This window comes from Micromonospora sp. WMMD712, assembly GCF_029581295.1.
Taxonomy (GTDB): Bacteria; Actinomycetota; Actinomycetes; order Mycobacteriales; family Micromonosporaceae; genus Micromonospora; species Micromonospora carbonacea.
This window is the reverse complement of the sequence record NZ_CP120743.1, coordinates 7,321,159-7,345,106: the sequence shown is the minus strand read 5'-3', so window position 1 is coordinate 7,345,106 and position 23,948 is coordinate 7,321,159. Positions and strand designations below refer to the sequence as shown.

The following is a 23,948-nucleotide window of genomic DNA, read 5'->3' as shown; positions in this document are numbered from 1 at the left end:
GGGGGAGCTTGCCCGCGCGCGAGACGATCTCGCACAGGTAGGTTGACAGGGTGACTGGACGGTTCCCGATCGAAGACGTCTCCCCCGCCGTCTCCTGCGGTCGCTACCCGGCCAAGGCGGTGGTCGGCGAGGCGGTGCCGGTGTCGGCGCGCGCCTACCGGGAGGGGCACGACGCGCTGGGCTGCAACGTGGTCTGGCTCGGCCCCGACGGGCGGGCCCGGCCGTTCACCCGGATGCGCCCCGGCGAGCCCGGCCACGACCGGTGGCACGCCACCATCCGCCCCGACGCCGTCGGCGCGTGGACCTTCGCCGTCGAGGCGTTCCAGGACCCGTACCTGACCTGGCAGAACGCGGTGACCAAGAAGATCGCCGCCGGGCAGGGCGCGGCGGAGCTGGCCAACGACCTGGCCGAGGGCGTACGCGTGCTGACCGCCGCCCTGCCCGTGGTGCCGGCGGGCGACGTCGCGCGGGTCAAGGCGGCGGTGGCCGCGCTGGACGACGACGACCGGGCGCTGCCCGCCCGGGTCGCCCCGGCCCTCGACCTGGCCGACCTGCTCTGGGCCCACCCGGTGCGCGAGCTGGTCACCACCGGCGACGAGCACCGGCTGTGGGTGGACCGCCCCCGGGCGCTCTTCTCCGCCTGGTACGAATTCTTCCCCCGCTCCGAGGGCGCGATCCCGGCGACCGTCGACGCCCCGGCCCGCTCCGGCACCTTCGCCACCGCGATGGACCGGCTGCCCGGGGTCGCGGCGATGGGCTTCGACGTGCTCTACCTTCCGCCGATCCACCCGATCGGCCGGGTCAACCGCAAGGGCCGCAACAACGCGCTCACCGCCGGGCCCGACGATGTGGGCTCACCGTGGGCGATCGGCGCGGCCGAGGGCGGCCACGACGCCATCCACCCCGACCTGGGCACGCCGGAGGACTTCCGCGACTTCGTCGCCGCCGCCGCCGAACAAGGGCTGGAGGTGGCGCTGGACCTGGCGTTGCAGTGCGCGCCGGACCACCCGTGGGTGACCGAGCACCCCGAGTGGTTCACCACCCGGGCCGACGGCAGCATCGCCTACGCGGAGAACCCGCCGAAGAAGTACCAGGACATCTACCCGCTGAACTTCGACAACGACCCCGAGGGCATCCGGGCGGAGATCCTGCGGGTGGTGCTGCACTGGGTCGGCGAGGGCATCCGCATCTTCCGGGTGGACAACCCGCACACGAAGCCGTTCGACTTCTGGCACTGGCTGATCGCCGAGGTGAAGAAGGTCGACCCCGACGTGCTGTTCCTCGCCGAGGCGTTCACCCGGCCGGCGATCATGCACGGGCTCGGCAAGATCGGCTTCACGCAGTCGTACACCTATTTCACCTGGCGCACGACGGCGGCCCAGATGCGGGAGTACTGCGAGGAGCTGGTCGCCTCCGCCGACCACATGCGGCCCAACTTCTGGCCCAACACCCCCGACATCCTGCACGAGTCGTTGCAGCACGGCGGCCCGCCGATGTTCAAGATCCGGGCGGTGCTGGCCGCGCTGCTGAGCCCCTCCTGGGGCATGTACGCCGGCTTCGAGCTGTTCGAGCACGTGGCCCGCCCCGGCGCGGAGGAATACCTCGACAACGAGAAGTACGAGCTGCGCCCCCGCGACTGGGCCGGCGCGCAGGCGCAGGGGCGGTCACTGGCCCCGTTCATCGCCACCCTCAACCGGGTCCGGCGCGACAACCCGGCCCTGCACCGGCTGCGCAACCTCGTCTTCCACGACATCGACAACCCGGCGCTGCTGTGCTGGTCCAAGCGCGACCCCGACACCGGCAACCTGGTGCTCGTGGTCTGCTCGTTCGACTCGCAGACCGTGCAGTGGGGCAACACCACCCTGGACATGCCGGCGCTGGGCCTCGACTGGGGCGACCGGTTCACCGTGCACGACGAGCTGACCGGCGCGGTCTACGACTGGGGGCAGCGCAACGCCGTGCGGCTCGACCCCTACCTCCAGCCCGCGCACGTGTTCACCGTGCGCCGGCCCGCCACCGCAGACACCGCCCCCACCACCGACGCCGTTGCTGCTGCTGACAAGGACGAGGCCCGATGGACGAGCTGATCGCCGGCACCGCGCACGACCCGCACGCCGTGCTCGGCGCGCACCCCGCCGACGGGCGCACCACGATCCGCACCCTGCGCCGGGGCGCCCGGCGGGTGAGCGCCGTCGTCGGCGGGCAGCGGTACCCGATGACCCGCGTCCACGACGCGGGCGTGTTCGAGGTCGTGCTGCCGGGCACCGTGCTGGACTACCGGCTCGACGTCGACGGCGCGCTGCGCGACGACCCGTACCGGCACCTGCCCAGCCTCGGCGAGCTGGACCTGCACCTGATCGGCGAGGGCCGGCACGAGCGGCTGTGGGAGGCCCTCGGCGCGCGGGTGCTCGACGCGGGCGTCGCGTTCGCCGTGTGGGCGCCCAACGCGCGCGGCGTGCGGGTCGTCGGCGACTTCACCGGCTGGGACCCCGACGACGGCTGGCCGATGCGGTCGCTGGGCTCCAGCGGCGTGTGGGAGATCCTCGTGCCCGACGTGCCGGCCGGGGCGAAGTACAAGTACCGGGTGCTGGGCGCCGACGGGCGGTGGCGGGACAAGGCCGACCCCCTCGCCGCGTACGCGGAGGTGCCGCCGGCCACCGCGTCGGTGGTGCACCGCTCGGCGTACGAGTGGACCGACGCCGACTGGCTCGCCCGGCGGGCGCGGCGGCAGCCCCACCAGGAGCCGATGAGCGTGTACGAGGTGCACCTCGGCTCGTGGCGGCCCGGCCTCGGCTACCGGGAGCTGGCCGAGCAGCTCACCGCGTACGTGACGGAGCTGGGCTTCACCCACGTGGAGTTCCTGCCCGTGATGGAGCACCCGTTCGGCGGCTCCTGGGGCTACCAGGTCACCGGCTACTACGCGCCGACGTCCCGGTTCGGCGACCCCGACGACTTCCGGCACCTCGTGGACACCCTGCACAACGCCGGCGTCGGGGTGATCCTGGACTGGGTGCCCGCGCACTTCCCCAAGGACGAGTGGGCCCTCGCCCGCTTCGACGGCACCCCGCTCTACGAGCACCCCGACCCGCGCCGCGGCGAGCACCCCGACTGGGGCACGTACGTCTTCGACTTCGGCCGCCGCGAGGTGCGCAACTTCCTGGTCGCCAACGCGCTGTACTGGTGCGACGAGTTCCACGTCGACGGGCTGCGGGTCGACGCGGTGGCGTCGATGCTCTATCTCGACTACTCCCGGCCGGAGGGGCAGTGGGCCCCCAACGTGCACGGCGGCCGGGAGAACCTGGAGGCGATCGCCTTCATGCAGGAGGTCAACGCCACCGTCTACAAACACCACGCCGGGGTGGTGATGATCGCCGAGGAGTCGACGGCGTGGCCCGGGGTGACCCGGTCCACCGCCGACGGCGGGCTGGGCTTCGGGTTCAAGTGGAACATGGGCTGGATGCACGACACTCTGCTCTACACGTCGAAGGACCCGGTCTACCGCCAGCACCACCACCACCAGCTCACCTTCTCCCTGGCGTACGCGTGGAGCGAGAACTACGTGCTGCCGATCAGCCACGACGAGGTGGTGCACGGCAAGGGCTCCCTGGTGGCGAAGATGCCCGGGGACACCTGGCAGCGGCTGGCCAACACGCGGGCGCTGCTGGCGTACATGTGGGCCCACCCGGGCAAGCAACTGCTGTTCATGGGCTGCGAGCTGGGCGACGACCGGGAGTGGAGCGAGGAGCGCGGCCTCGACTGGTACCTGCTGCACGACCCGGCGCGGGCCGGCGTGCAGCGCCTCGTCGGCGACCTCAACCGCGTCTACCGGGACACCCCGGCGCTGTGGGCGCAGGACACCACGCCGGCCGGGTTCCGCTGGATCGCCGGCGACGACGTCGCCCACAACACGGTGTCGTTCGTGCGGATCGCCCCCGACGGCGCGACGCTGGTGTGCGTGGCGAACTTCTCGGCCCTGCCGCTGGAGGACTACCGGGTCGGGCTGCCCGCCGCCGGGACGTGGACGGAGGTGCTCAACACCGACGCCCACCACTACGGCGGCTCCGGGGTGGGCAACCTCGGCGAGGTGCACGCGCAGGGCGTGCCGTGGCACGGGCTGCCGGCGTCGGTGGCCCTGCGGGTGCCGCCGCTGGGCGTGCTCTGGCTGCGCCGGGACTGACCCCGCGCTCAGCCAGAGCGGCGGGCGGGCCGCGACCCGGCGGGGATCAGGCCGCGTCCGCCCGGGGCGCGAACGTGACGTCCAGTCTCATGTTCAGCGCCCTCGCCAGCCGTTCGAGCACCGTCAGGGTCGGCACCGTGCCCCCGGCCTCGAAACGGGCAACGGCGGACTGCGTCATGCCTGCGGCACGGGCGAGCTCGGTCTGGCTCCAGCCGTTTCGTTCACGCAGTTCCCGAGCCGTCTGCCCGAGCTCGAAGGCGATCCGTGCCGCCTCGTAGGCGTCTGCCGCCCCGGGCTCGGCCAGGCGTCGCTCACGCAGTTCGTTCCAGTCGTTCCGATCGTTCATCGCTCCGCCCCCTGGTGCACAGTGTGTCGCGCCTGATCCTGCGCTGCCCGAGCCACCTGCCGTACGGCCATGCTTGCCGCCCGGCCAGCCGCTACCCGGTGCGCCCCGTCACGCGGATCCTGCCCGAGAGGCCGAGCACCGTCGGGGCCACGTACTCCAGGTCGACGGTCTCGCCCGCGCCGACCGTGACCTCGTGCTCCGCCACCGCGAAGTCGTCTGCGCCGCCGAAGGGCACGACGACCCGCACGCTGCTCGGGCCGGCGGGCACCGCGAAACCGTGGCTGCCCCAGCCGGGCACGGGCACCTCGACACCGTCGAGCAGCAGCCGCGGCCCGGTCGACCGGTACACCTCCGCAAAGGGACCACCTGGATAAGCAAACGTGATTCGCAGGGACTGGCTCATCGCCCCTCCTTTCCACGGTCGTCCACCGCGTCCGCTTCGACTCCCACGAGTCGACCGTACAGCCGTCGGCCCAGCAGACCTCGCAGCAGGAAGACCCCTGCCAGGAGACCGATCACCGCCATAACGGCTACGCGGAGGACATGCAGCAGTCGAATCAGGACAGCCACCAGTCCTCCACCCGGGCGCGTGTACACGCACTCGTGTCGATCGCTGCTCGAACACCTCTCCACCAGGTCAACAGTCTTACCCTGGTCATCTGGAGTCAGCATCGATGCCCCCAGCGCAACTACGATGACCCGCCCGTCCGCCATCGTCACCTCGGCCCCACATGTCCACCAGTAGCCAAATCCGTCGAGACTCACAGGGCCGTGCTGTTGGCATGCCAGCGTCCTCGCTCGGCCGTGCATCGGAGACGACCAGGTGGGGGTGCTCTCGCCGTGATAGTGGCTCAACGCGGTGGTCAGCCCGAGGGTGACCACCGCGTTGGCAAGGAGAAGCGCCGCCGCCCAGGCCGCGCAGGAGAACAGCACCCGCAGATGACTCCCAGGGTTGTCTCCTGCGCCGCCCACCACAGACCTTGACACCTCGTACCTCAGTATCCTGTCAATCCACCCTGAATTGCATTCATCGGATTGAACTTGCCAAGGTTCTGGAGATCACTGGGCCCCCCGGGCACGAAGCCGTTGACGACGAAGCCCCCCATCATGTTAGGTATTCCTTCCTTGAGGACCTTGCCGTAGACCGGCCGACCAATCTTGCTCCCCAGCAGAACCCGGTGGGTCTTGGCGAGGCCCTTCATACCTCCGCGGGTAAGAACTTCTCGGGCTTCCGGCCCGACAAGACTGCGAAAGGTCTTCCCGCCTTCCTGCAAGCCCTTGCCGAGGGCGTTTCGGCCCGCCCCCGTTACCAGAGCCTTGCCCGTCTGACCGACGATAGCGCCACCGACGTTTCCGGCCACCCCACCGACGAGCCCGAATGCTGCACCAACACCAGCACCCAGCAGCACTTGGTCCCAGTCTTCGCCCTTCAGCGCCGCGCCGAGACCACCGGCCACCGCCCCGCCGAGCGCACCACACGCTAAAGCTCCGGCACCGAGAGTCAAGGCCGTGCAGGTCACGCCAACGACCAACCCGGCAACCGCCGACGTCAGGTCGGGATGCTCCTGCATCCAGTTTCCCGCGCGTGAGACCTGCTTGCACACCCAGGAGAGGGCTCCGCACGCATCCTTCTTCTTCGGCTTGGGCTTGTGACGCGGCGGTGGCACGTACTTTCCGCCCGGCTTGGCCTTACTACTACCCTTGCCCTTCGCCTTCCCCCAGTTGACGTTGTCGGTCGAGCCGCATCCACCTGGGCAGCCGTTCTTCGGGTCGTAGCCGTAGCAGTCGAAATACTTGCAGTCGTCGGGAATCAGTCCCGTCGGATCGCTGGAGGTGACCGGGGTGTTATTGGCATACGAGAAGCCATTCCACTGCTGTGGCTGTCCCGTATCCTGCACCGGGTCCACGGAGATGAACCGTCCGAGCAGTGCATCGTACGCACGTGCGCCCACCACGATGAGACCCGTGGGGCTAGTCGGTTTGTTGAGGAAGCCGCGGTTGTCGGGAACGGCGACCGCCGCACCTCGGGCCGCCCCGTACGGGGTGTACTGCCGCCAGGTGGGGTTCTGTGCGGTGTTGTCGAGGTACAGGGCCGGGGTGCCCTGGTGATCGGCGATGGCGAAGGTGTAGGCCGTGCCGCTGCCGGAGCGGATGCAACTGCCGCCACCCGGCAGGTCGAGGTAGCGGTTGCCGTCGACGGCGTTGGTCGCGGTGTTGAGGGTGAGCTGCTGCCCCGGCAGGTAGAGGGTGGTCTTGCCCGGCTCCTTCTGCAGAAGGAGTTCCCCGTCGGCATCGTAGATGAAAGTGTTGTTGCCGCTGGTGCCGCCAGTGACGGAGACGAGGTCACCGGCGTCGTCCCAGGCGAGGGTCTGGTTGCCCTGGGCGGCGTTGCGGCCGGTCATGTTGCCGGCGGCGTCGTACGTGTAGGACGTGCTCCCGGTCGCCCCTCCGCTGGTGGCGGTGGAGGTCAGGGTGTGGGGCTTGTTCTGCCCGTTGCCGTCGTACGTGTAGGTGGTGGTCGTGTCGACGCCGCCGGTCAGGTTGTGCTCGACCTGCTGGGTGCGGTTGCCGATCGGATCGATGGTCCAGGTGGTCCAGTAGGCGCTGCCGGCGCCGATGGTGTTGCCGACCATGCTCTTGTTGGCGTTGGTCGGTGTGGTGGCGCAGGCGTCGGTGGCGGTCCACGCGTCGGTGAGGCGGGCGAGGCCGTCGTAGCCGTAGCACTGGGTCTCCGCCGGGGTGGTGACCCCGAGGCGCTTGCTGGTCTTGCGGGTGATGTTGCCGACCAGGTCGTACCTGTATTCCTGCTCGTCGACCGTGGCCGGAGTGGCCGTGGAGCGGGTGACGAGCTGGTTGGTCAGCCGGCTGGTGTGGGTGTCGTAGGTGTTGGTGACGTAGGCGGCGCTGGTGGCGGTGCCGATACTCTGCTGGTTGACCCGGCCCCAGGCGTCGTAGGTGACGCCGGTGGTGTAGGCGGCGAGGCCCGCGAGGGTGGTGGGCAGGTCCAGCAGGCCGGAGTAGCCGTGCAGGACGGTCTCGGCAGGCAGGCTGCCCTTGGCCGGGTACGTGTCGGTCAGGGGCAGGCCCAGCACCGAGGTGTACGAGTGCCCGAAGACGTACGAGCCGGCGAGGGCACCCTCGGTGGCGGGGATGGTGACCGTCTGCCCAAGGCTGCTGCCAAAGACGTTGAAGTCCTTCTGCTGGGTGGTGAAGGGTTGGCCGTCGCGGTAGGCGATGGTGGTGGTGAGCTTGCCGACGGCGTTGGTGACCCCGGCGACGGCGTTGCTGTTGTCGTACACCCAGGCGGCGCGCTGATTCGCCGACGACTGGCTGGCCACCGTGGCAGCGTACTCCCCGGTCTTGCGGTCGAGGGCGTCATAGGTGAACGACAGGGTCTTGGCGCGGCCGTCGGTGGACTGGACGAGGTTGCCGTTGGTGTCGTAGACCATGCTGCTGGTGCCGGCGTCGGGGTCGGACTTCGCCACGACCTGGCCGAGCAGGTTGTAGGTCGAGGTCCACACGTTGTTGTCGGCGTCGGTGAGCGTCGCCTGGTTGCCGCGGCTGTCGTAGCCGTACGTGCTGGTCGTGGCGGTGCCGCCGGTGACGGTGAAGTCGCCGGTGAAGGTGTCCGCCGGGGTGGTCACCGTCGGGCGGGCCTGGTATTCGTGCAGCTCCTTCTTCCGGCCCAGCGGGTCGGTGACGGTGGTCGTGACCACGCCACCCGTGGGCGGCACGACCGTGGTGCGGTCTCCGGCGTGGACCGTCGTGGTGGTGGAGACGGTGACGCCGTTCTTCGCCGCCGTGGTGACGATGGCGCGGCCGAGGCCGTCGTAGGTGGTGAAGGTCTGGTTGGGCACCTGCTTGCCGAGGGTCGCCGCCGACACCGGCGTGGTGACCGTAGGCGTGGTCGCGTCGTCCCACCACCCGTTGTACGACGCTCTGGTCCAGCCCCGGGTGTCGTAGAACGTGTCGGTGATCATCCGGCCGCCCTGCGGGGTGACCGTCTGCGTCTGCCGGCTCCGCAGCAGGGCGTCGTAGAGCGTGATCGAGGTCTGGTAGCCGTTGGAGTTGTTGAGCTTCTGACTGGTCACCGCCGTGACGCCGGTCTTGGACACCGTGTAGGTGAACTTCTGGTTGGCGTCGCTGCTGGTCGCCCGGTTGTACAACCAGACGGCGGTGGCGCGGCCCAGGGCGTCGTAGTGCTGCCGGGTCACCACGTTGTTGGCGTCGGTGCTGGTGAGCATGCCGCCGCGCTTCGGGTTGATCGTGGCCGACGACGTCTGGAGCAGCGCGTTGGTCGTCGACGTCCCGGTGACCAGGTTGGCGGCGTTCATGGAGTAGCCGGTGGTCGTCTTGTTGTTCTTGGCGTCGTACTCGTCGACGACGCGGCCGTACGTGTCGTAGGTGGTCTTCTCGCTGGTCTGCCAGACGTAGGCGCCGGCGGTGTGGTCCCTGGCGACCTGGGTGAGGGTGACGTCGCCCTTGGTCGGGGCGGCGGCCTGCGGGAACGTGGTGGCGAACGTCGGGTCGTCGTAGAAGTTCCGCTCGACCTTGACCACCTGCGCCGGCCGGCTCACCGTCGCCGGGGCGGTCAACGTGTTGACGCTGCCCGGTTCGGAGACGGGGCTGCCCTGGGTGAACCCGCCGCACGCCACCGACACCGTCTCGGTCTGGCTGACCAGCCCGGCCAGGTTCGCGCCGGCGTTGACCGGGGCGTACGTGTAGCTGGTGCACTGGTCGTACGCGGTGTTGACCGGCACCGTGTAGGTGTAGCTGTGCTTCAGCTCACCGAAGGTGGCGCTGGCGGTGTTGGCGTCGTAGCTGTTGTCGCTGCCGGTGTAGCGCCAGGTCAGGGACGCGCCGCTGGTCACCGCCTGCCGTGCGTAGGTCTTGATCGGCGCGACCCACTGGGCGGTCAGCGCCGACAGGCCGGTGCGCGAGCGGGTGGCGGTGGCCCCGGACACCCAGTAGGAGGTGATGGTGGAGGAATCGACCCGGCCGCCCTCGCCCAGGTACTTGGTGGTCTCCAACTCCTTGCCGGCGAGTTCGTCGACGTCCTCGTGGACGCCGCCGGCGGAGTCGGTCAGGTTGACCACGGTGGTGGAGTTGTTCTTGCTCATGCCGCGGTGGTAGGCGACCTCGGACTGGGTACGGCGGTCGTTGACGCCGTCTCCGCTGAAGGTGCGCACCTTGGCGTAGCCGCGGAACTGCCCGTAGGTGCGGTACTTGGCCTTGACGACCTCGTTCTCGTCGTAGCGCCAACCCGCGCCGCCGAGGTAGCTGTAGCTGGTCGACAGCGCCGGCGCCCCGCCGGTCGGGTCGGTGGACGTGACGCGGGTGACCGCGTACTTGTGGAACCAGTCCAGCTTCGGGTTGACGAACCCGTCGGGGGTCCAGTAGACCGGGTAGCACGACTTGGTGTTGGTGGCCGGGGCGGTCGTCACCGGGGCGGTGCACGGCACCGGCAGCTCGTAGCTAGGGGAGATCACCGAGCCGGTCTCGGTGGTGATCGTGCTGATCCGCTGCCGGTAGAAGTTGGGCAGCCCGCCGGCCGTGTCGACCCGGTTGGCCAGCTTGATCCCGGTGAACGACACCGACGGCAGGGTGATCGCCGCCGTCGAGCCGCCCGCGCTCGTGTCGTGGCCGGTGCGTTCGATCGACGTCAACCACAGCGTCGGCGACGTGCCGTCGCCGGTGGCCGGCATGGTGTGCGACAGGGCGTACGAGTCGACCGGCTCGTACGCCGACGTGGCCGGGTCGTACTGCTGCGCCTCGATCGACGTCAGCCGGACCGTCGAGAAGAACGACGGGCTCCAGTCGTCGCAGTCGGTGCCGGAGTTGCAGATCAGGTCGAACGGCACGTCCGGCCAGTTCGCCTTGTTCGCCGAGTTCAGCGGCTGGCACGTGCCCGACAGGCAGCGGTCGCCGGTGGTGAACACCACCCGGTTCGGCACGGTGCCGTAGGCGTTGTCACCGGTGAAGCCGTAGTCGATGCGCGACAGGTTGCTGTCCCGCACGTACGACACGTCGGTGGCGCCCTTGTTGCGGCCGTAGAAGTTGGTGGCCTGCTGGTAGTAGTAGGCCATCGCGTTGCCGTGGACGTCCTTGACGTAGTCGAGGTTCCACCGGTAGGCCATCGTGCACACCGACGAGGAGAACCCGGCCGAGTTGTAGCACGGGTCGCCCGAGTGCGGCGAGTAGACGGGGGTGTGGTCGACCGACTTCGTCTCGGCCTTGCCCGACGTCCAGCCCGGCAGGCGGTTACGGCCGAACTCGTACATCGTGCCGTCGCGCAGCGTCACCCGCCAGTAGTCGGTGTTGTAGGTGCCGGTGCCGTTGTTCGCGTTCACGACGTGGGTGACCACCTCGCCGTTGTCCGACTCCGGCTTCCACTTGCTGGCACCCGCGTCCCACACCAGCGACGTCGACGACCCGTTCAGCGACAGGGTCAGGATCGGCCCGTCGTAGCACCGGTCGTAGGTCTTGACCGGCGACGCGCTGCCGCCCGGGTCGTCCATGCAGGAGGCGAAGGTCTGCTCCACGTACGACCGGGGCGTCGACCACCCGTCGCCCACCCACGACGACTGGGCGTTGGTCGAGGCGGTCTGCCCGTCGACGCTGCCCGAGTCGTAGGACAGCGCCACCGTGGGCACCAGGTCCGACGCCGCCGGCGGCACCGTCACCGGATACGAGTACGTGAACGAGCCGGTGCTCCCGCCGCCGGTCCACGAGCCGGATGGCTTGAGGTCGGTGGCCGCGTAGGTGCCGCCGTTGCCGCCCTCCTCGCCGGCCGAGGCCACCGCCGCCAGCACCACGCGCGCGCCGGACGCGGAGGCGGTCATCGGCACCTCGGCCGAGACGGCCCGCGCCGCCGGGTCGTTGGTGGACGCCAGCGGCTGCGCCGTGCGGCATTCCGCCGCCTTCGGCGTGGTCAGTGCGCACTCGGGCAGTCGGACCAGCCGCAGCCGCGACCCGTAGTTGCCGCCGTACGCCTCGGCGAAGCCCGCGTAGTCCACGCCGATCCGCGCCGCGCCCGACGCCCGGTCCGGCGTCACCGACAGCAGCACGCCGTCGACGCCGGCGGCTTCGGCGGCCTTGCGGTCGGCCACCGTCACCGCGAGCCGCTTCGGCCCGGCGGGTTGTCCGCTTTTGACCAACACCGGCTGCGCCCACACCGGGGTGCCCGCCGCCCGCGCCTTCGGCGACCCCGCCGACAGTGCCTGCGGCGCACCCAGCTCGACCTGCGCCGACGCGGCGCTGGGCCACACCGTCCTCGACGGCCGGTGGATCGACTTCGCGTCGTCGCGCGGCGTCACGAACCGTGTCGGCAACGGCTTGACGCCCTTTACCGACGGACCCGGTGACGGCACGGGAGGCCTTGCCGGCTCCGCGCCCCTGGGCTTCGCCGATGCCGGCGCGCCCGACCACAATCCCGCTACCAGAGCCGCCGACGCGATCGCCGCGACCAACCGTCTCGGACGTGCCGACAGACGTGTTCCCCCGTGCCCGAACATGCCCACCCCGTTTCGTGAGACAACCGGAACGACACGCAGGGTGGTGGGATGCGCACCCCCGTGACGCGCCGTCAATGTTTCACGTCCCGGGACGCAAAAGGTCACGCATCGATAACGATGGCGAAGGTCACGACGGCCATATGGGCCGCACTGAGTCCGAAAGGGACAAGGCGACGCGGCCTACGGCACCCCTGTCGCCGCGCGGGCTGATTCACTGTGGCCGCCCACCGGACGCGAAACCGCGTCCGCCGGACACGAACACGGGGGAGATACCACTCCATGTCCAGGAACAGCCCTCCTGTCAGGACAATCAGGTCGAGGGCCCTCGGCTCGGTCGTCGCGCTGAGCCTCGCCGCGGCGGGCGCCGCGACCGGCCTGACGCCCGCGCCTGCCGCCGAGGCGGCGTCGTCGGCACCCGCCGCGAAGCCGGCCACCGGCCCGCTCGGCGTGGACCGCGCCATGACCGAGGCCCGCCGCACCGGCCGACCCGTCGAGGCCACCGCCGCCGGCACCTCCACCTCCACCATGACCGCCCGACCCGACGGCACCGTCGAGCTGACCCAGACCGCCGTGCCCACCCGCACCCGCGTCGACGGGAAGTGGCGCAGCCTCGACCCGACCCTGGTCCGCCACGCCGACGGGAGCATCACCCCGACCGTCACCACCAACCAGGTCCGGCTCTCCCCCGGCGGCACCGGCCCCCTCGCCCAACTGACGAGCGGCGACCGCGCGCTGTCGCTCACCGCGCCGATGGCGCTGCCCGCGCCCACGTTGTCCGGGCCCACCGCCACCTACCCCGAGGTGCTGCCCGGCGTCGACCTCACCGTCCGCGTCACCGGCGAGGGCGGCTTCTCCCACGTCTTCGTCGTCAAGAACCGCCAGGCCGCCCGACACCCGAAGCTGGCCACCCTCGACCTGACCACGTCGACCAGTGGCGTCACCCTCACCGCCGACACCACCGGCAACATCACCGGCCGCGACCGCGCCGGACAGGCCGTCCTCACCGCACCCGCCCCGACCATGTGGGATTCCGCCACCGGCCGCAACGAGCGGCCCACCGCCGCATCGAGTGCCGCCGCGCCGGGCCGGACCGCGAGGAGCGCCCCCATCGGCGTGCGGATGGCCCCCGGCACGCTGCGCCTGTCCCCCGACCGGAAGCTGTTCGACGACCCGAAGACCGTCTACCCCGTCTACGTCGACCCCACGTTCAACTGGACCCCCGTCGGGCCCAAGATGTCCGGCTGGGCCACCATCTCCTACCAGCACCAGTCCACCAACTTCTGGAAGGACACCCCCGACCCGGTCGGGCGGATGCAGGTCGGCAACTCCGGCGTCCAACGCTCCCAGACCCTGGTCAACTTCCCGGTGCCGTACAGCACCCTGACCGGGGCCGAGATCTACGACGCCATCTTCAAGATCACCAACACCCGGTCCTGGAACTGCACCGCCAAGACGGTCAACATCTACGCCCCCGCGACCACCCTGAGCTCGTCCAACGCCACCTGGAACCACTGGGAGGTCGTCACCAAGGGCAGCGTCGTGGCCGCCAAGAGCTTCGCCTACGGCTACAGCGGCTGCGACGCCGACGCCGCCTCCTTCGACGTCACCAACCAGATCGAAGCCGACGTCACCGCCAAGAAGCCCACCCGCACCCTGTGGATGGTCGCCGCCAACGAGGCCAGCGACACCCAGAGCTGGAAGGAGTTCCTCGAAACCAGCCCCACCCTCACCATCCGCTACAACCACAAGCCCAACACCCCGACGGGGATGACCACCTCGCCCACCACGTCCTGCGCGGCCGCCAGCCCCACCGTCGTCGGCGACACCTCGGTCTCGCTCTACGCCCCGGTCTCCGACACCAACCGCGGCACCCTCGGCGTGACCTTCAAGCTGTGGAAGGCCAGCGCCCCCGGGACGCTGCTGGTCAACACCAACCCGAACCTGCTGACGTACTCGTCCGGCAGCACCGCCGTGTACGTCGTGCCCCGCGCGACCCTCGCCGCCGCCGCCGGCGTCACCGGGAGCAGCAACGGCGCGCCGACCACCTTCGCCTGGCAGGTCCAGGCCACCGACTTCCGCACCCCGAGCAACTGGTCGGCCACCTGCCGGTTCACCTTCGACGCGACCCGCGCCGGACCGCCGCGGATCACGCCGCCCGCCCAGACCACCGTCGGCGTCCAGGCCAGCTTCACCGTCGCGCCGCCGGAGAGCGGCACGCTGCCCACCGCCTACAACTACCAGCTGAACGCCGCGCCGCCGGTGACCGTCACCGCCGACGCCAGCGGCAACGCGACGATTCCCGTCCGACCCACCCGGCTGACGAACACGCTCTCCGTCACCAGCGTCACGGCGGCGGGCCAGAACTTCGGCGAGACGGACACCCTGACCTTCAACGCCGTCCCCCCGGCCACTCCGGCCGCCGACGGCGACCTCACCGGTGACGGCCGGGCCGACCTGCTGAACGTGGGCTCCACCAACAACCTCGCGGCGGGGATCTGGCTGGCGGAGAACAACGGCGCGGCCGGCGTCAACCCGAACATCAGCAACATCGGCGCCCGCGGCGACGGCGTCTCCGGGACGAACTCGCCGTCCGACTTCGACGGCGCCCAGGTCGTCAGCGGTCGCTTCCTCGGCGGCAGCTTCCAGGACGTCCTGGTCTACCACCCGGCCGCCGACCCCTTCCGCGCGGAGCTGATCGCCGGCAACGGCGACGGCTCGGTGCTGCGCCCGGAGCGGGTCGAGAACCAGTTCGCCATCGAGGGTTCGCTGCTCAACGACCCGAACGGCACACCGCCGATCCAGCTCGCCAACGCCGGCGACAGCCGGCAGGCCGGCACCGGCTACCCCGACCTGATCGGCACCAGCGGGGACACCGCCAACGGCTACTTCCTCACCTACTATCCCAACTTCGGCATCCCCGGCGGCTACCTCGGCACCCAGCACACCACCGCGTCGACCCCGACGGGTGGCACGGACTGGAACAACTGGCGCATCGCCACCGCCGAGGCGTCGGACGGCACCGCCATGTTCCTGTGGAACCGGACCACCGGCGCGCTGCACCTGTGGACCGGCCTCGCGTTCAGCCAGGACACCGGGCAGCTCACCTACACCGCCCGCACCCTCGCGGCGTCCGGCTGGAACACCGGCAGCAACCTGAGCCTGCGCGCGGGTGACATCAACGGCGACGGCACCGTGGACCTGTGGACCGTGGGCGCCGACGCCGCCACGACCGCCTGGCTGGTGACCGGCCTCCAGGCCGGCAGCGCCACCGTCACGGCCCAGCCGAAGCAGACCCTGATCACCTCGGACCACACCTGGAAGTTCGACGACACCGGCGACGGGGCGGTCACGTCCGCGACGGACGTCACCGGCGGCAGCACGCTGACCGCCTCCGGCGGCGACGCCTACTGGCGCAGCGACGACCTGTTCAGCCCGGCCCTCATCATGAACACCGACGCGACCGGCACCGCCGTGAACCCCACGGGCGACGGGGCGCTGACGGTCAACAGCCCGCTGATCGACACCACGAAGTCGTTCACCATCTCGGTCTGGGCCAAGCCGACCGCGGCGGGCGGGGTCATCGCCAGCGAGGACGGCGCCAACGCGTCGCGCTTCCTGCTGTGGAACAACACGAGCGACAACACGTGGCGCTTCGGCATGGGCAACGCCGACAGCGGCTGGTCGTACACCCAGGTGGTGACCCCGGCCGGGACGGCGCTCGGCGTCTGGACGCACCTGGTGGCGACCTTCAACGCCAAGACCCGGACGATCTCGCTGTACGTCAACGGGGTGCTCAAGGGCAGCGCCCAGTTCACCGCGACGCCGACGTGGCCCAGCGGCGGCAAGTTCGTCGTCGGCCGCTACCTCTACCAGGGCCAGCCCACCGCCTACTACGCCGGGATGATCAGCAACCTCCAGGTGTGGAAGCGGGCGCTCACCCCGACCCAGGTGGGGGCGAGCAACACGACGCCGGCGGCCGGCGCGCGCACCCCGTTCGGCGCGACCACCTGGACGCCGCCCGGCACCGGGACCACCGAGACGGACATCTACACGGCCGACACCGACGGCAACCTGTGGCGGCACCGCAAGCAGAACGCGCAGCTGGGCACCCCTCGGCTGATGTCGACCGGGTGGAACCAGTTCACCGTCTTCGGCATCGCCGACTGGGACCACGACGGCAACCAGGACATCGTGGTCCGCGACAACACCTCCTGCGAGCTCCAGGTCTTCCTCGGCACGGCCGACGACCTGAGCGCCACGCCGACGTTCCTCGGCAACCAGTGGTGCAACTACCGCCCGTACGGGGTGGCCGACTGGAACCGCGACGGGTTCCAGGACGTGATCACGGCGGGGTCCACCAACGACCTGTGGGTGTATCCGGGCGACCTGGCCGGCGGCACGAGCGCCCGGGTGGACGTCGGCGACGGCTGGTCGACCGACTTCGCCCCGTACGGCATCGCCAACGTCGTCGGCGATGCCACGCCGGACGTCTACGCCCGGGCGGCGAGCACCGGCCTCCTGCGGTTGTACGACTTCCCGGCGGCCAGCATCACCCAGGTCGGCGTGGGTTGGGCCGGCTACACCTCGTTCGGCCTGACCGACTTCAACCGCGACGGCAAGCCCGACGTCGTCGCCCGGGAGAACTCGACGGGGATCCTGTGGCTGTATCCCGGCGCGTCGGCGGGCATGCTGAGCGCCCGCAGCCAGCTCACCACCGGCTGGTGACGTAGGGCGACCGGCTGGCCCGGCCCACGGGCCGGGCCAGCCGCTGTCGGGTGGAGACGGTCGGACCAGGCCCGCGACGGTCAGAGCAGCCCCGCGACGGTCAGACCAGGCCCGCGTCGCGCAGCAGCTTCCACAGGCCCGCGCCGTCCGGCGCGGAGAGCCACTTCTGCCCCACCGGGCCCGACGAGGAGCTGCCCGACGGGGTGGGCAGGCTGCCGGCGAGCACCGACTGGGTGGGCGACAGCCGGCGGATCGCCACGCCGGCCACGTTGTCGGGGTGCCCGGCGGCGAACTCGCGGTAGATCTCCGGGTCGTGCTGGCCGTCGTCGCCGATGAGCAGCCAGCGTACGTCGGGGAACTCCCGGGACAGCCGGGCCAGGGTGGCCCGCTTGTGTTCCCGGCCGCTGCGGAACCACCGGTCGGCCGTCGGCCCCCAGTCGGTGAGCAGCAGCGGCCCGGCCGGGTAGAGGTGCCGGGACAGGAACCGGGTCAGCGTCGGCGCGACGTTCCACGCGCCGGTGGAAAGGTAGAACACGGGCGCGCCGGGGTGGGCGGTGACGAGGCGCTCGTAGAGCACCGCCATGCCGGGGACGGCGGCGCGGGCGTGCTCGTCGAGGACGAAGGTGTTCCACGCGGCCAGCAGCGGGCGCGGCAGGGCGGTCACCATGACCGTGTCGTCGATGTCGGAGAGGATGCCGAACCGGACGGTCGGGTCGAGGACGCGGATCAGCGCCTCCACCGGCTCGGCGTCGGCGACGCCGAGGCGCACCGACGCCCAGCCGGGGGTCAGGTCGGCCTCGACGACCGTGTCGACGAAGCCGCTGCGGTCGGCCTTCGCCTCGTGCGTCACCCCGCCGGCCTCGATGGTGACCGTCACGTGCTTGGCGGGCAGGGTGGCGAAGCTGCGCCAGCCGCGCACCTTCTCCAGCCGCTGCCGGGACCGGGTGTCGGGGCGGCCGAGCAGCACCCGGCACAGCACCCGCGCCCAGCCGGGGGCGCCGTAACCGGCGTACGCGATGATGTTGGTCTGCCACCCGGTGCGCCGCAGCCGGCGCTCGACCAGGTTGTGCACGGCGTCCTCGAACCGCGCGGCCCGGTGCAGGTTCGGTACGGCCAGTTCGCCGGCGGGTGTCGGTGGCACACGGCAACCCTGCCACACGGCGGCGAGGTCGGCCACGCGAGCCGCCGGCCGCGCCGGTGGCCGCCGCCCGCCGCCGGTCTGCGCCGATCCGGCCCGGCCCGCCCCGGGCGCGTGACACACTCCGGTCGGGGCGACGACGGGGGCGTTGGTCGTGTCGACAGCTGTGCGGGACCGTGGGCGGTGGCGTCCGGCGCTCGACCGGCCGGCGCTGGCGGCGCTGCTGCTCGGGCTGGCCGGGTTCGGCTACCGGCTGGTCCTCACGCTGCTCACCGTGCCCGTGTCGAACAGCGACGAGGCCACCTTCGGCCTGGCCGCGCTGCACATCGCCGCCGGCCGCGAGCACCCGGTGTTCCTCTACGGGCAGCGCTACATGGGCATGGCGGAGGCGTACCTGGCGGCCCCGCTGGTCGCCGTCGCCGGGCCGAGCTGGCCGGTGCTGCGGCTGCCGGTGCTGGCGCTGTGGGCGCTGTTCGTGTTCCTGGCGTACCGGTTGACCCGCCGGATCTGCGCGCCGTGGTGCGCCGTGCTGGTCGTCGGCCTGCTCGCGCTCGGCCCGGAGCGGGTGCTGCGCGACCAGTTGCAGGCGGTCGGCGGGCGGCCCGAGGTGAAGCCGGCGGTGCTGGCGATCCTGCTGGTGGCGGTGGGGCTGGCCGACGGGCGGGTGCGGTCCCGGCCGCTGGCGGCGGGGGCGGCGGGGCTGCTGGCCGGGTTCGCCGTCTGGTCGGACTGGCTGATCCTGCCGTACCTGGCGGCGGCCGTCCTGCTGCTGGCCTGGGTGCTGCGCCGGGAGCTGTTCGGCCGGTGCGGGGCGGCGCTGGTCGCCGGGGTCGTCCTCGGGGCGGCCCCGCTGGTCGTCGACAGCCTGCGCGCGCCGCCGGGGCAGGACTCGCTGTCGGTCGTCCGGCGGATCAGCGGGGAGGCCGGCGCGTCGCCGCCGCTGGCCGAGCGGCTGCACGGCGGGCTGCTGGAGGGGGTGCCGTTGGCCACCGGGCTGTGCCCGGCCGGTGGCTGCGCCCGGTGGCAGCAGTGGTTCGGGCTGTGCTATCCCCTGCTGCTGGCCGCCGCCGCGGTGCTCGCGCTGGTCGCGTACCGGCGGGCCGCCGCCGGGCCGGCCGGCGACCGGGTCGGGCCGGCCGCGCAGCTCGCCCTGGTCGCGGGCGCGGGGTTGACCCTCGCGGCGTACGTGCGCAGCCCGCTGGCCGCCACCGATCCGCTGAACAACGCCCGCTACCTGTCGGTGCTCCAGCTGTCGCTGCCGGTGGCGCTGTGGCCGCTGTGGGTGGCGGCGCGGCACGCCTGGCGGGGCACGACGGGCGCGGCGGGGCGGCTCGCCGGCGCGACGGCGACGGCGGCGCTGGCCGGGCTGGCCGCCACCGCGCTTGCCGTCACCGGCCTGTTCGTGGCGGGCCTGGGGCCGCTGCGCGTCGAGGAGCGGCAGGCCCGCCAACTCGCTGACGTCGTGCGCCGGGCGGGGCTGCGCGCGGTGTACGGCGAGTACTGGACGTGCAACCGACTCGTCTTCCAGACGGCGGAGGAGGTGCGGTGCGGGGTGCTCGACGGGCGGCTGATGCCGGGGCAGAACCGGTACCGGCCGTACTGGCGGCAGGTGGCCCTCGCCGACCGCCCCGGGTACGTGCTGGTGGCCGGCGGCCCGGCCGACCGGCGGCTGCGGGAGCTGCTCGGCCCGCGCGGCGGGGCGGCGCTGCTCGCCGAGGTCGGCCGCTATCGCGTGTACCACCCGGAGACGGCCGTGCGGCCGTGGCGCTGAGCGGGGTGCGTACGCTGGCCCGACCGGCGTGCACGACGCCGGGTGCGCGAGGAGTCGTGAGGCGATGCTCATCCTGCTGCCGCCCTCGGAGGGCAAGGCCGACGCCGGGACGGGCCGGCGGCTGGACCTGGCCCGGCTGTCCCTGCCCGAGCTGACCGACGCCCGCGCGCGGGTCCTGGCGGCGCTGGTGGGACTCTGCGCGGGCGTGGAAGGGGCGGCGGGCCCGGACGAGGCGGCGGCACTGGCGGCGCTGGGGCTGACCCCGGGGCTGGCCGGCGAGCTGCGCCGCAACGCGCGGCTGGAGCGGGCGGCCACCGCCGAGGCGGGCCGGCTCTACACGGGGGTGCTCTACGAGGCCCTCGACCTGGCCACGCTGCCGGCGGCGGCGCAGCGGGCGGCCCGCCGGTCGGTGCTGATCAGCTCCGGGCTGTGGGGCGCGGTGCGGCTCACCGACCGGATCCCGCCGTACCGGTGCCCGATCGGGGCGCGGCTGCCGGGCGTGGGCGCGCTGTCGGCGTACTGGCGGCGGGAGCTGGGGCCGGCGCTGGAGGCGGCGGCCGGACGCGGCCCGGTGCTGGACCTGCGCTCCGGCGCGTACGCGGCGACGTGGACCCCGCGCGGCGAGCTGGCCGGGCGGACGGTGACCGTGCGGGTGCTGCACGAGCGGGACACCCCGTCCGGGCCGGTCCGCACGGTGGTGAGCCACTTCAACAAGGCGACGAAGGGGCGGCTGGTGCGCGACCTGCTCACGGCCGGGGCCCGACCGCGCACCGCCGACGGGCTGGTGGCCGCCCTGCGCGAGGCGAAGTACACGGTGCTGGAGCAGCCGGTGGCGGCCGGCCGGCCCCGGGCGGTCGACGTCGTGGTGACGCAGCTGTGACGCTCCGAACTGTCGCAAGATTTCCTCAAGCCTGGCGGCCACGGGTACCACCGGGCCGTCGGGCGGGTCACGGTATGGGGTATCCGACGCCGACAAGGAGACCGTGGTGCCCCTCGAACCCATGTTGCTCGACCGGCCTCGTCTTCCGGCGGTCCCGGCCCCGCTGGACTGGGTGACCCTCGCCGACGCGTTCGAGGTGGCCTGCCTGTTGCGCTGCGTGTCCGCCCCGGCCGCCCCCGTCCGGGCCGGGCGGCGTCCGCCGGCACCCGCCCACCCGCACGCCGGGCCCGCCGCCGAGTTCAACCGGGAGGACGCGGCGCTGCGGATGCGTCAGCTCCTGGCCCGGCTGGAGATCCCGGTGCGGCACGAGGTGGCCACCGGTGGCCTGCGCCGCCGCTACGAGCTGCACCGCCTCCAGGTGGCCCACGAGCACCGGGCGGCGTACGCGACGCTGGTGGAGGCCGGCTGGCGGCAGGGTCGCCGGGAGCTGCTCGGCGGGCCCGCGTCGGGGGCGTCGGCGCCGCGCCGCACGTGGCGGCCCCGGCTGGCCGCCGCGGCGTGGCGGGCGTCGCTGCTGGCCGGCGGCCGGCACGTGCGCCGGCACATCCTCGGGATCCGGTTGACCGACCGGGAGCTGGCCGCCGTGCTGGTCCGGGGGGCCGCCCTGCTGGAGGTGCCCGCCCTGCTCCGGCCCGGGGCCGGCTGCTTCGTGGTGAGCGTGGCCGACGGCCCGGACCGGGACCGCATCCTGCGCAGCGTCACCCTGGACCCGGCGACCGGGCCGGGGGTGGCCGCCGTCGGCTGATCCCCCGCGCACCGGCGCACGGCGTACCGGCGGCCGGCGGCGCACGAACGGGCCGAGGCGGCCCGCGCGGGCGCGGACGGGCCCGGCCCGAGGGCTTGCGCGGGTGGTGGTGCACCCCGCAGAGTGCACCGGGTGAGCCGTAGCTGGACTGTGCCCCCGCGCGCCGCCGGCGTGGCCGCGCTGCTGCTGGTGCTGGTCGCGGCGGCACCCGGGCTCGCCGCCTGCCAGGACTCGCCGGGCGAACCCGTGCCGATCCGCATCGCCACCGGCAGCCCCACCGCCGTCTACCACGCGTTCGGCCGGTCGCTGGCCGGCATCCTCAACCGGGAGCTGCCCGGGGTGCGGGCGAGCGTGGTGGTGACCGCGGCCTCGGCGGAGAACATGCGCCTGGTGGGCGCGGGCCAGGCCGAGCTGGGCTTCACCCAGGCCGACGTGCTGCCCACCGACCGGGAGGAGCACCCGAGCGTCCTGGCGGTCGCGCGGGTCTACGACGACCTGCTGCACCTGGTGACCATGGCGGGCGGCCCGGTGCGCTCGGTGGCCGACCTGCGGGGCCGGCGGGTCTCCGTCGGCGCGCCCGGCTCCGGCACGGAGGTCACCGCCACCCGGCTGCTGGAGGTCGCCCACCTCGGCGGCGACGCCGTGCGCCGGGAACGGCTCGGCCTCGACGACTCGGTCGCCGCGCTGCGCGCCGGCCGCGTCGACGCGTTCTTCTTCTCCGGCGGGCTGCCGGTGCGCGGCGTCGGGGAGCTCGCCGCCGGCAGCGTCGTGCGGATCGTCGACCTGGGCGAGTGGACCGAGCCGCTGCGGCGCAGCTACCGCGAGGTCTACGTGTCCCGCGACATCCCCCGCTCCGTGTACGGCGTGGAGCCGGTCACGACCGTGGCGAACCCGAACTACCTGGTGGTCCGGGCGGACCTGCCGGAGCCGCTGGTGCGCGAGGTGACCCGGCTGCTGATGGAGCGCCGGGCGGAGCTGGCGGCGGCCCACCCGGCGGCCGGCCGGATGAGCCCCCGGTCGGCGATCGCCACCGCCCCGCTTCCGCTGCATCCGGGGGCCGCCGCCTGGTACCGGTCGGCCAAGCCCTGACCCCGGCCGGGGAGGCGGCGAGCCGGCATCGGCCGGGGCGGGGCGGTCAGCCGGCGCCCAGCGGGCCCCGGGCCGGTCAGCCGGCGTCGGCCGGGGCGGGCGCGGGTGCCGCGTCGGCGGCGTCGGCGGCGTCCGGGGCCGGAAACCACAGGCCGGCGACCAGCCCGCGCGGCCGCCCGGGCCGCATGGTGAGCCGACCGTCGGAGGCGTCGACGAGGACCGCCACGATGGTCAGCCCGAGCCCCGCCCCGTCGACGTTCTGCACCTCCGGGGCCCGCCAGAACCGCTCGGTGGCCCGGTCGAGCTGGTCGAGGGTCATGCCCGGGCCGGTGTCCCGGACCTCCAGCGCGATGCCGCCGTCGGCGCGCCCGACGCTCACCGTCACCTCGCCGCCCGGGCCGCTGAACTTCACCGCGTTGTCGATCAGGGCGTCGAGCGCCTGGTCGACGGCGGTCGGCACGGTCCGGGCGTGCGCCGGGCCGTCGGCGCCGGCCAGGCGGAGGGTGACCGACCGGTGCCGGGCCAGCGGCTGCCAGGCGGCGACCCGGGACGCGGCCACGGCCGCCGCGTCGACGGTGACCCGCTGGTTCTCCTCGCGCTCGGCGCGGGCCAGGGTGAGCAGGGCGTCGAGCAGCAGCGCCAGCCGGTCGGTCTCCTCCAGCGCGAGCCGGTGCTCGGCCCGGCCCTGCGGATCGGCCAGGCTCGGCCCCAGCTCCTCCACCCGCAGCCGCAGGGCGGTCAGCGGGTTGCGCAGCTGGTGGCTGGCGTGCGCGACGAACGCCCGCTGCCGGTCCATCACGTCGGACACCACGTCGGCCATGTTGTTGAAGCTCGCCGCCAGGCGGCGCAGCTCCGGCGGGCCCAGCCGGTGCTGGACCCGGGCACCCCGGTCCCCCTCGGCGATCTCGTGGGTGACGGCGTCCAGCTCGGTGACCGGGCGCAGCACCCACCCGGCCAGCCCGAACGCGGTGAGCACGCAGGCCAGCACGGCGACGGTGCCGATCGCCGCGAGCAGCAGCCACCACGCGGTGACGGTCCGGCGCAACGCGCCGGCCGGGGTGGTGATGACGACGGCGCCGAGCACCTCGCCGCCGTCGTTGATCGGCACCGCCACCACGACGGGCCCGTCCGCCCACGGCCACACCGAGCCCGGGGCGCTGAACTGCTGCCCGGCCAGCGCGTTGTCCAGCGCCGACTCGGTGCCGGCCCCGGAGCGCCAGCTGCGCGACGCCACCACCGTGCGGCGGTCCCGGTCGACCACCGCCGCGCCGATGCCGTACAGCTCGTCGTAGCTGCTCAGCTCGCCGCCGATGGGCCCCGGGACGCCGCCGCGCAGCGCCGGGCCGGCGAGCGAGGCGAACCGGGTCGCGTCGGCGAGCCGGTCGGCGCGCACCAGGTCGGTCTCCCGGGTGGCCAGGGTCGCCGCGAGCGGGGTCTCCAGGGCGACGAGCACGAGCACCATCAGCAGCAGGTAGCTGATGACCAGCCGACGACGCACGGGGC

At 72.8% G+C, this 23,948-nt stretch carries 13 protein-coding genes; 7 read left to right on the top strand and 6 right to left on the bottom strand.

Features of this window, described 5'->3' with window-relative positions; genetic code table 11:
* Positions 1-50 precede the first annotated feature (50 nt).
* A complete protein-coding gene (locus O7633_RS31100; protein ID WP_282324950.1) occupies positions 51-2,087 on the top strand; it encodes an alpha-1,4-glucan--maltose-1-phosphate maltosyltransferase in 2,037 nt (678 codons plus the stop codon).
* A complete protein-coding gene (gene glgB, locus O7633_RS31095) occupies positions 2,075-4,177 on the top strand; it encodes a 1,4-alpha-glucan branching protein GlgB (protein ID WP_282324949.1) in 2,103 nt (700 codons plus the stop codon). Before O7633_RS31100 ends, glgB begins: the two co-directional genes overlap by 13 nt.
* 46 nt (positions 4,178-4,223) lie before the next feature.
* Here the strand turns inward: glgB and O7633_RS31090 are convergent, their stop codons facing one another.
* The 4 genes from O7633_RS31090 to O7633_RS31075 form a co-directional block, all read right to left on the bottom strand.
* Complete coding sequence (locus O7633_RS31090) at positions 4,224-4,523, bottom strand: helix-turn-helix transcriptional regulator (RefSeq protein ID WP_282324948.1); 300 nt, start codon at positions 4,521-4,523, stop codon at positions 4,224-4,226.
* 91 nt (positions 4,524-4,614) lie between these two features.
* Positions 4,615-4,926, bottom strand: a complete 312-nt coding sequence (locus O7633_RS31085; protein ID WP_282324947.1) for a hypothetical protein — start codon at positions 4,924-4,926, stop codon at positions 4,615-4,617.
* Positions 4,923-5,456: a DUF6346 domain-containing protein gene (locus tag O7633_RS31080; protein ID WP_282324946.1), complete on the bottom strand. Its 534-nt coding sequence runs from the start codon at positions 5,454-5,456 to the stop codon at positions 4,923-4,925. The genes O7633_RS31085 and O7633_RS31080 overlap by 4 nt, the downstream gene beginning before the upstream one ends.
* Positions 5,457-5,518: 62 nt before the next feature.
* Positions 5,519-11,854 (bottom strand): RHS repeat-associated core domain-containing protein, encoded by a 6,336-nt coding sequence (locus O7633_RS31075; RefSeq protein WP_282324945.1) that lies wholly within the window; start codon positions 11,852-11,854, stop codon positions 5,519-5,521.
* A 462-nt stretch (positions 11,855-12,316) separates the two neighbouring features.
* Between O7633_RS31075 and O7633_RS31070 the strand changes: the two genes are divergently transcribed.
* Complete coding sequence (locus O7633_RS31070) at positions 12,317-16,762, top strand: LamG-like jellyroll fold domain-containing protein (RefSeq protein WP_282324944.1); 4,446 nt, start codon at positions 12,317-12,319, stop codon at positions 16,760-16,762.
* Between the two features lie 100 nt (positions 16,763-16,862).
* On the opposite strand, the gene O7633_RS31065 is transcribed toward O7633_RS31070, so the two are convergent.
* Positions 16,863-17,903, bottom strand: a complete 1,041-nt coding sequence (locus O7633_RS31065) for a phosphatase domain-containing protein (RefSeq protein WP_074476020.1) — start codon at positions 17,901-17,903, stop codon at positions 16,863-16,865.
* A gap of 151 nt (positions 17,904-18,054) precedes the next feature.
* Here O7633_RS31065 and O7633_RS31060 point away from each other — a divergent pair, with 151 nt between their 5' ends.
* The 4 genes from O7633_RS31060 (at position 18,055) to O7633_RS31045 (ending at position 22,445) form a co-directional block, all read left to right on the top strand.
* Complete coding sequence (locus O7633_RS31060; RefSeq protein ID WP_282324943.1) at positions 18,055-19,671, top strand: hypothetical protein; 1,617 nt, start codon at positions 18,055-18,057, stop codon at positions 19,669-19,671.
* A 64-nt stretch (positions 19,672-19,735) separates the two neighbouring features.
* On the top strand, positions 19,736-20,551 hold the full coding sequence (gene yaaA, locus O7633_RS31055; protein ID WP_282324942.1) for a peroxide stress protein YaaA: 816 nt from the start codon (positions 19,736-19,738) through the stop codon (positions 20,549-20,551).
* A 121-nt stretch (positions 20,552-20,672) separates the two neighbouring features.
* The gene (locus O7633_RS31050) at positions 20,673-21,356 is read left to right on the top strand and encodes a hypothetical protein (protein ID WP_282328692.1); all 684 of its coding nucleotides are present in this window, start codon (positions 20,673-20,675) and stop codon (positions 21,354-21,356) included.
* A 132-nt stretch (positions 21,357-21,488) separates the two neighbouring features.
* Positions 21,489-22,445, top strand: a complete 957-nt coding sequence (locus tag O7633_RS31045) for a TAXI family TRAP transporter solute-binding subunit (protein WP_282324941.1) — start codon at positions 21,489-21,491, stop codon at positions 22,443-22,445.
* 76 nt (positions 22,446-22,521) lie between these two features.
* Here O7633_RS31045 and O7633_RS31040 read toward each other — a convergent pair whose 3' ends face one another.
* Entirely contained in the window at positions 22,522-23,943 is a 1,422-nt protein-coding gene (locus O7633_RS31040; RefSeq protein WP_282324940.1) for a HAMP domain-containing sensor histidine kinase, read from the bottom strand.
* Positions 23,944-23,948 lie beyond the last annotated feature (5 nt).

What these genes read in the sequence shown, in the direction of transcription:
- glgB (WP_282324949.1), top strand. Translation starts at nt 2,075, where the DNA reads ATGGACGAGCTGATCGCCGGCACCGCGCACGACCCGCACGCCGTGCTC.
- O7633_RS31090 (WP_282324948.1), bottom strand. Translation starts at nt 4,523, where the DNA reads ATGAACGATCGGAACGACTGGAACGAACTGCGTGAGCGACGCCTGGCC.
- O7633_RS31085 (WP_282324947.1), bottom strand. Translation starts at nt 4,926, where the DNA reads ATGAGCCAGTCCCTGCGAATCACGTTTGCTTATCCAGGTGGTCCCTTT.
- O7633_RS31070 (WP_282324944.1), top strand. Translation starts at nt 12,317, where the DNA reads ATGTCCAGGAACAGCCCTCCTGTCAGGACAATCAGGTCGAGGGCCCTC.
- yaaA (WP_282324942.1), top strand. Translation starts at nt 19,736, where the DNA reads ATGCTCATCCTGCTGCCGCCCTCGGAGGGCAAGGCCGACGCCGGGACG.
- O7633_RS31050 (WP_282328692.1), top strand. Translation starts at nt 20,673, where the DNA reads ATGTTGCTCGACCGGCCTCGTCTTCCGGCGGTCCCGGCCCCGCTGGAC.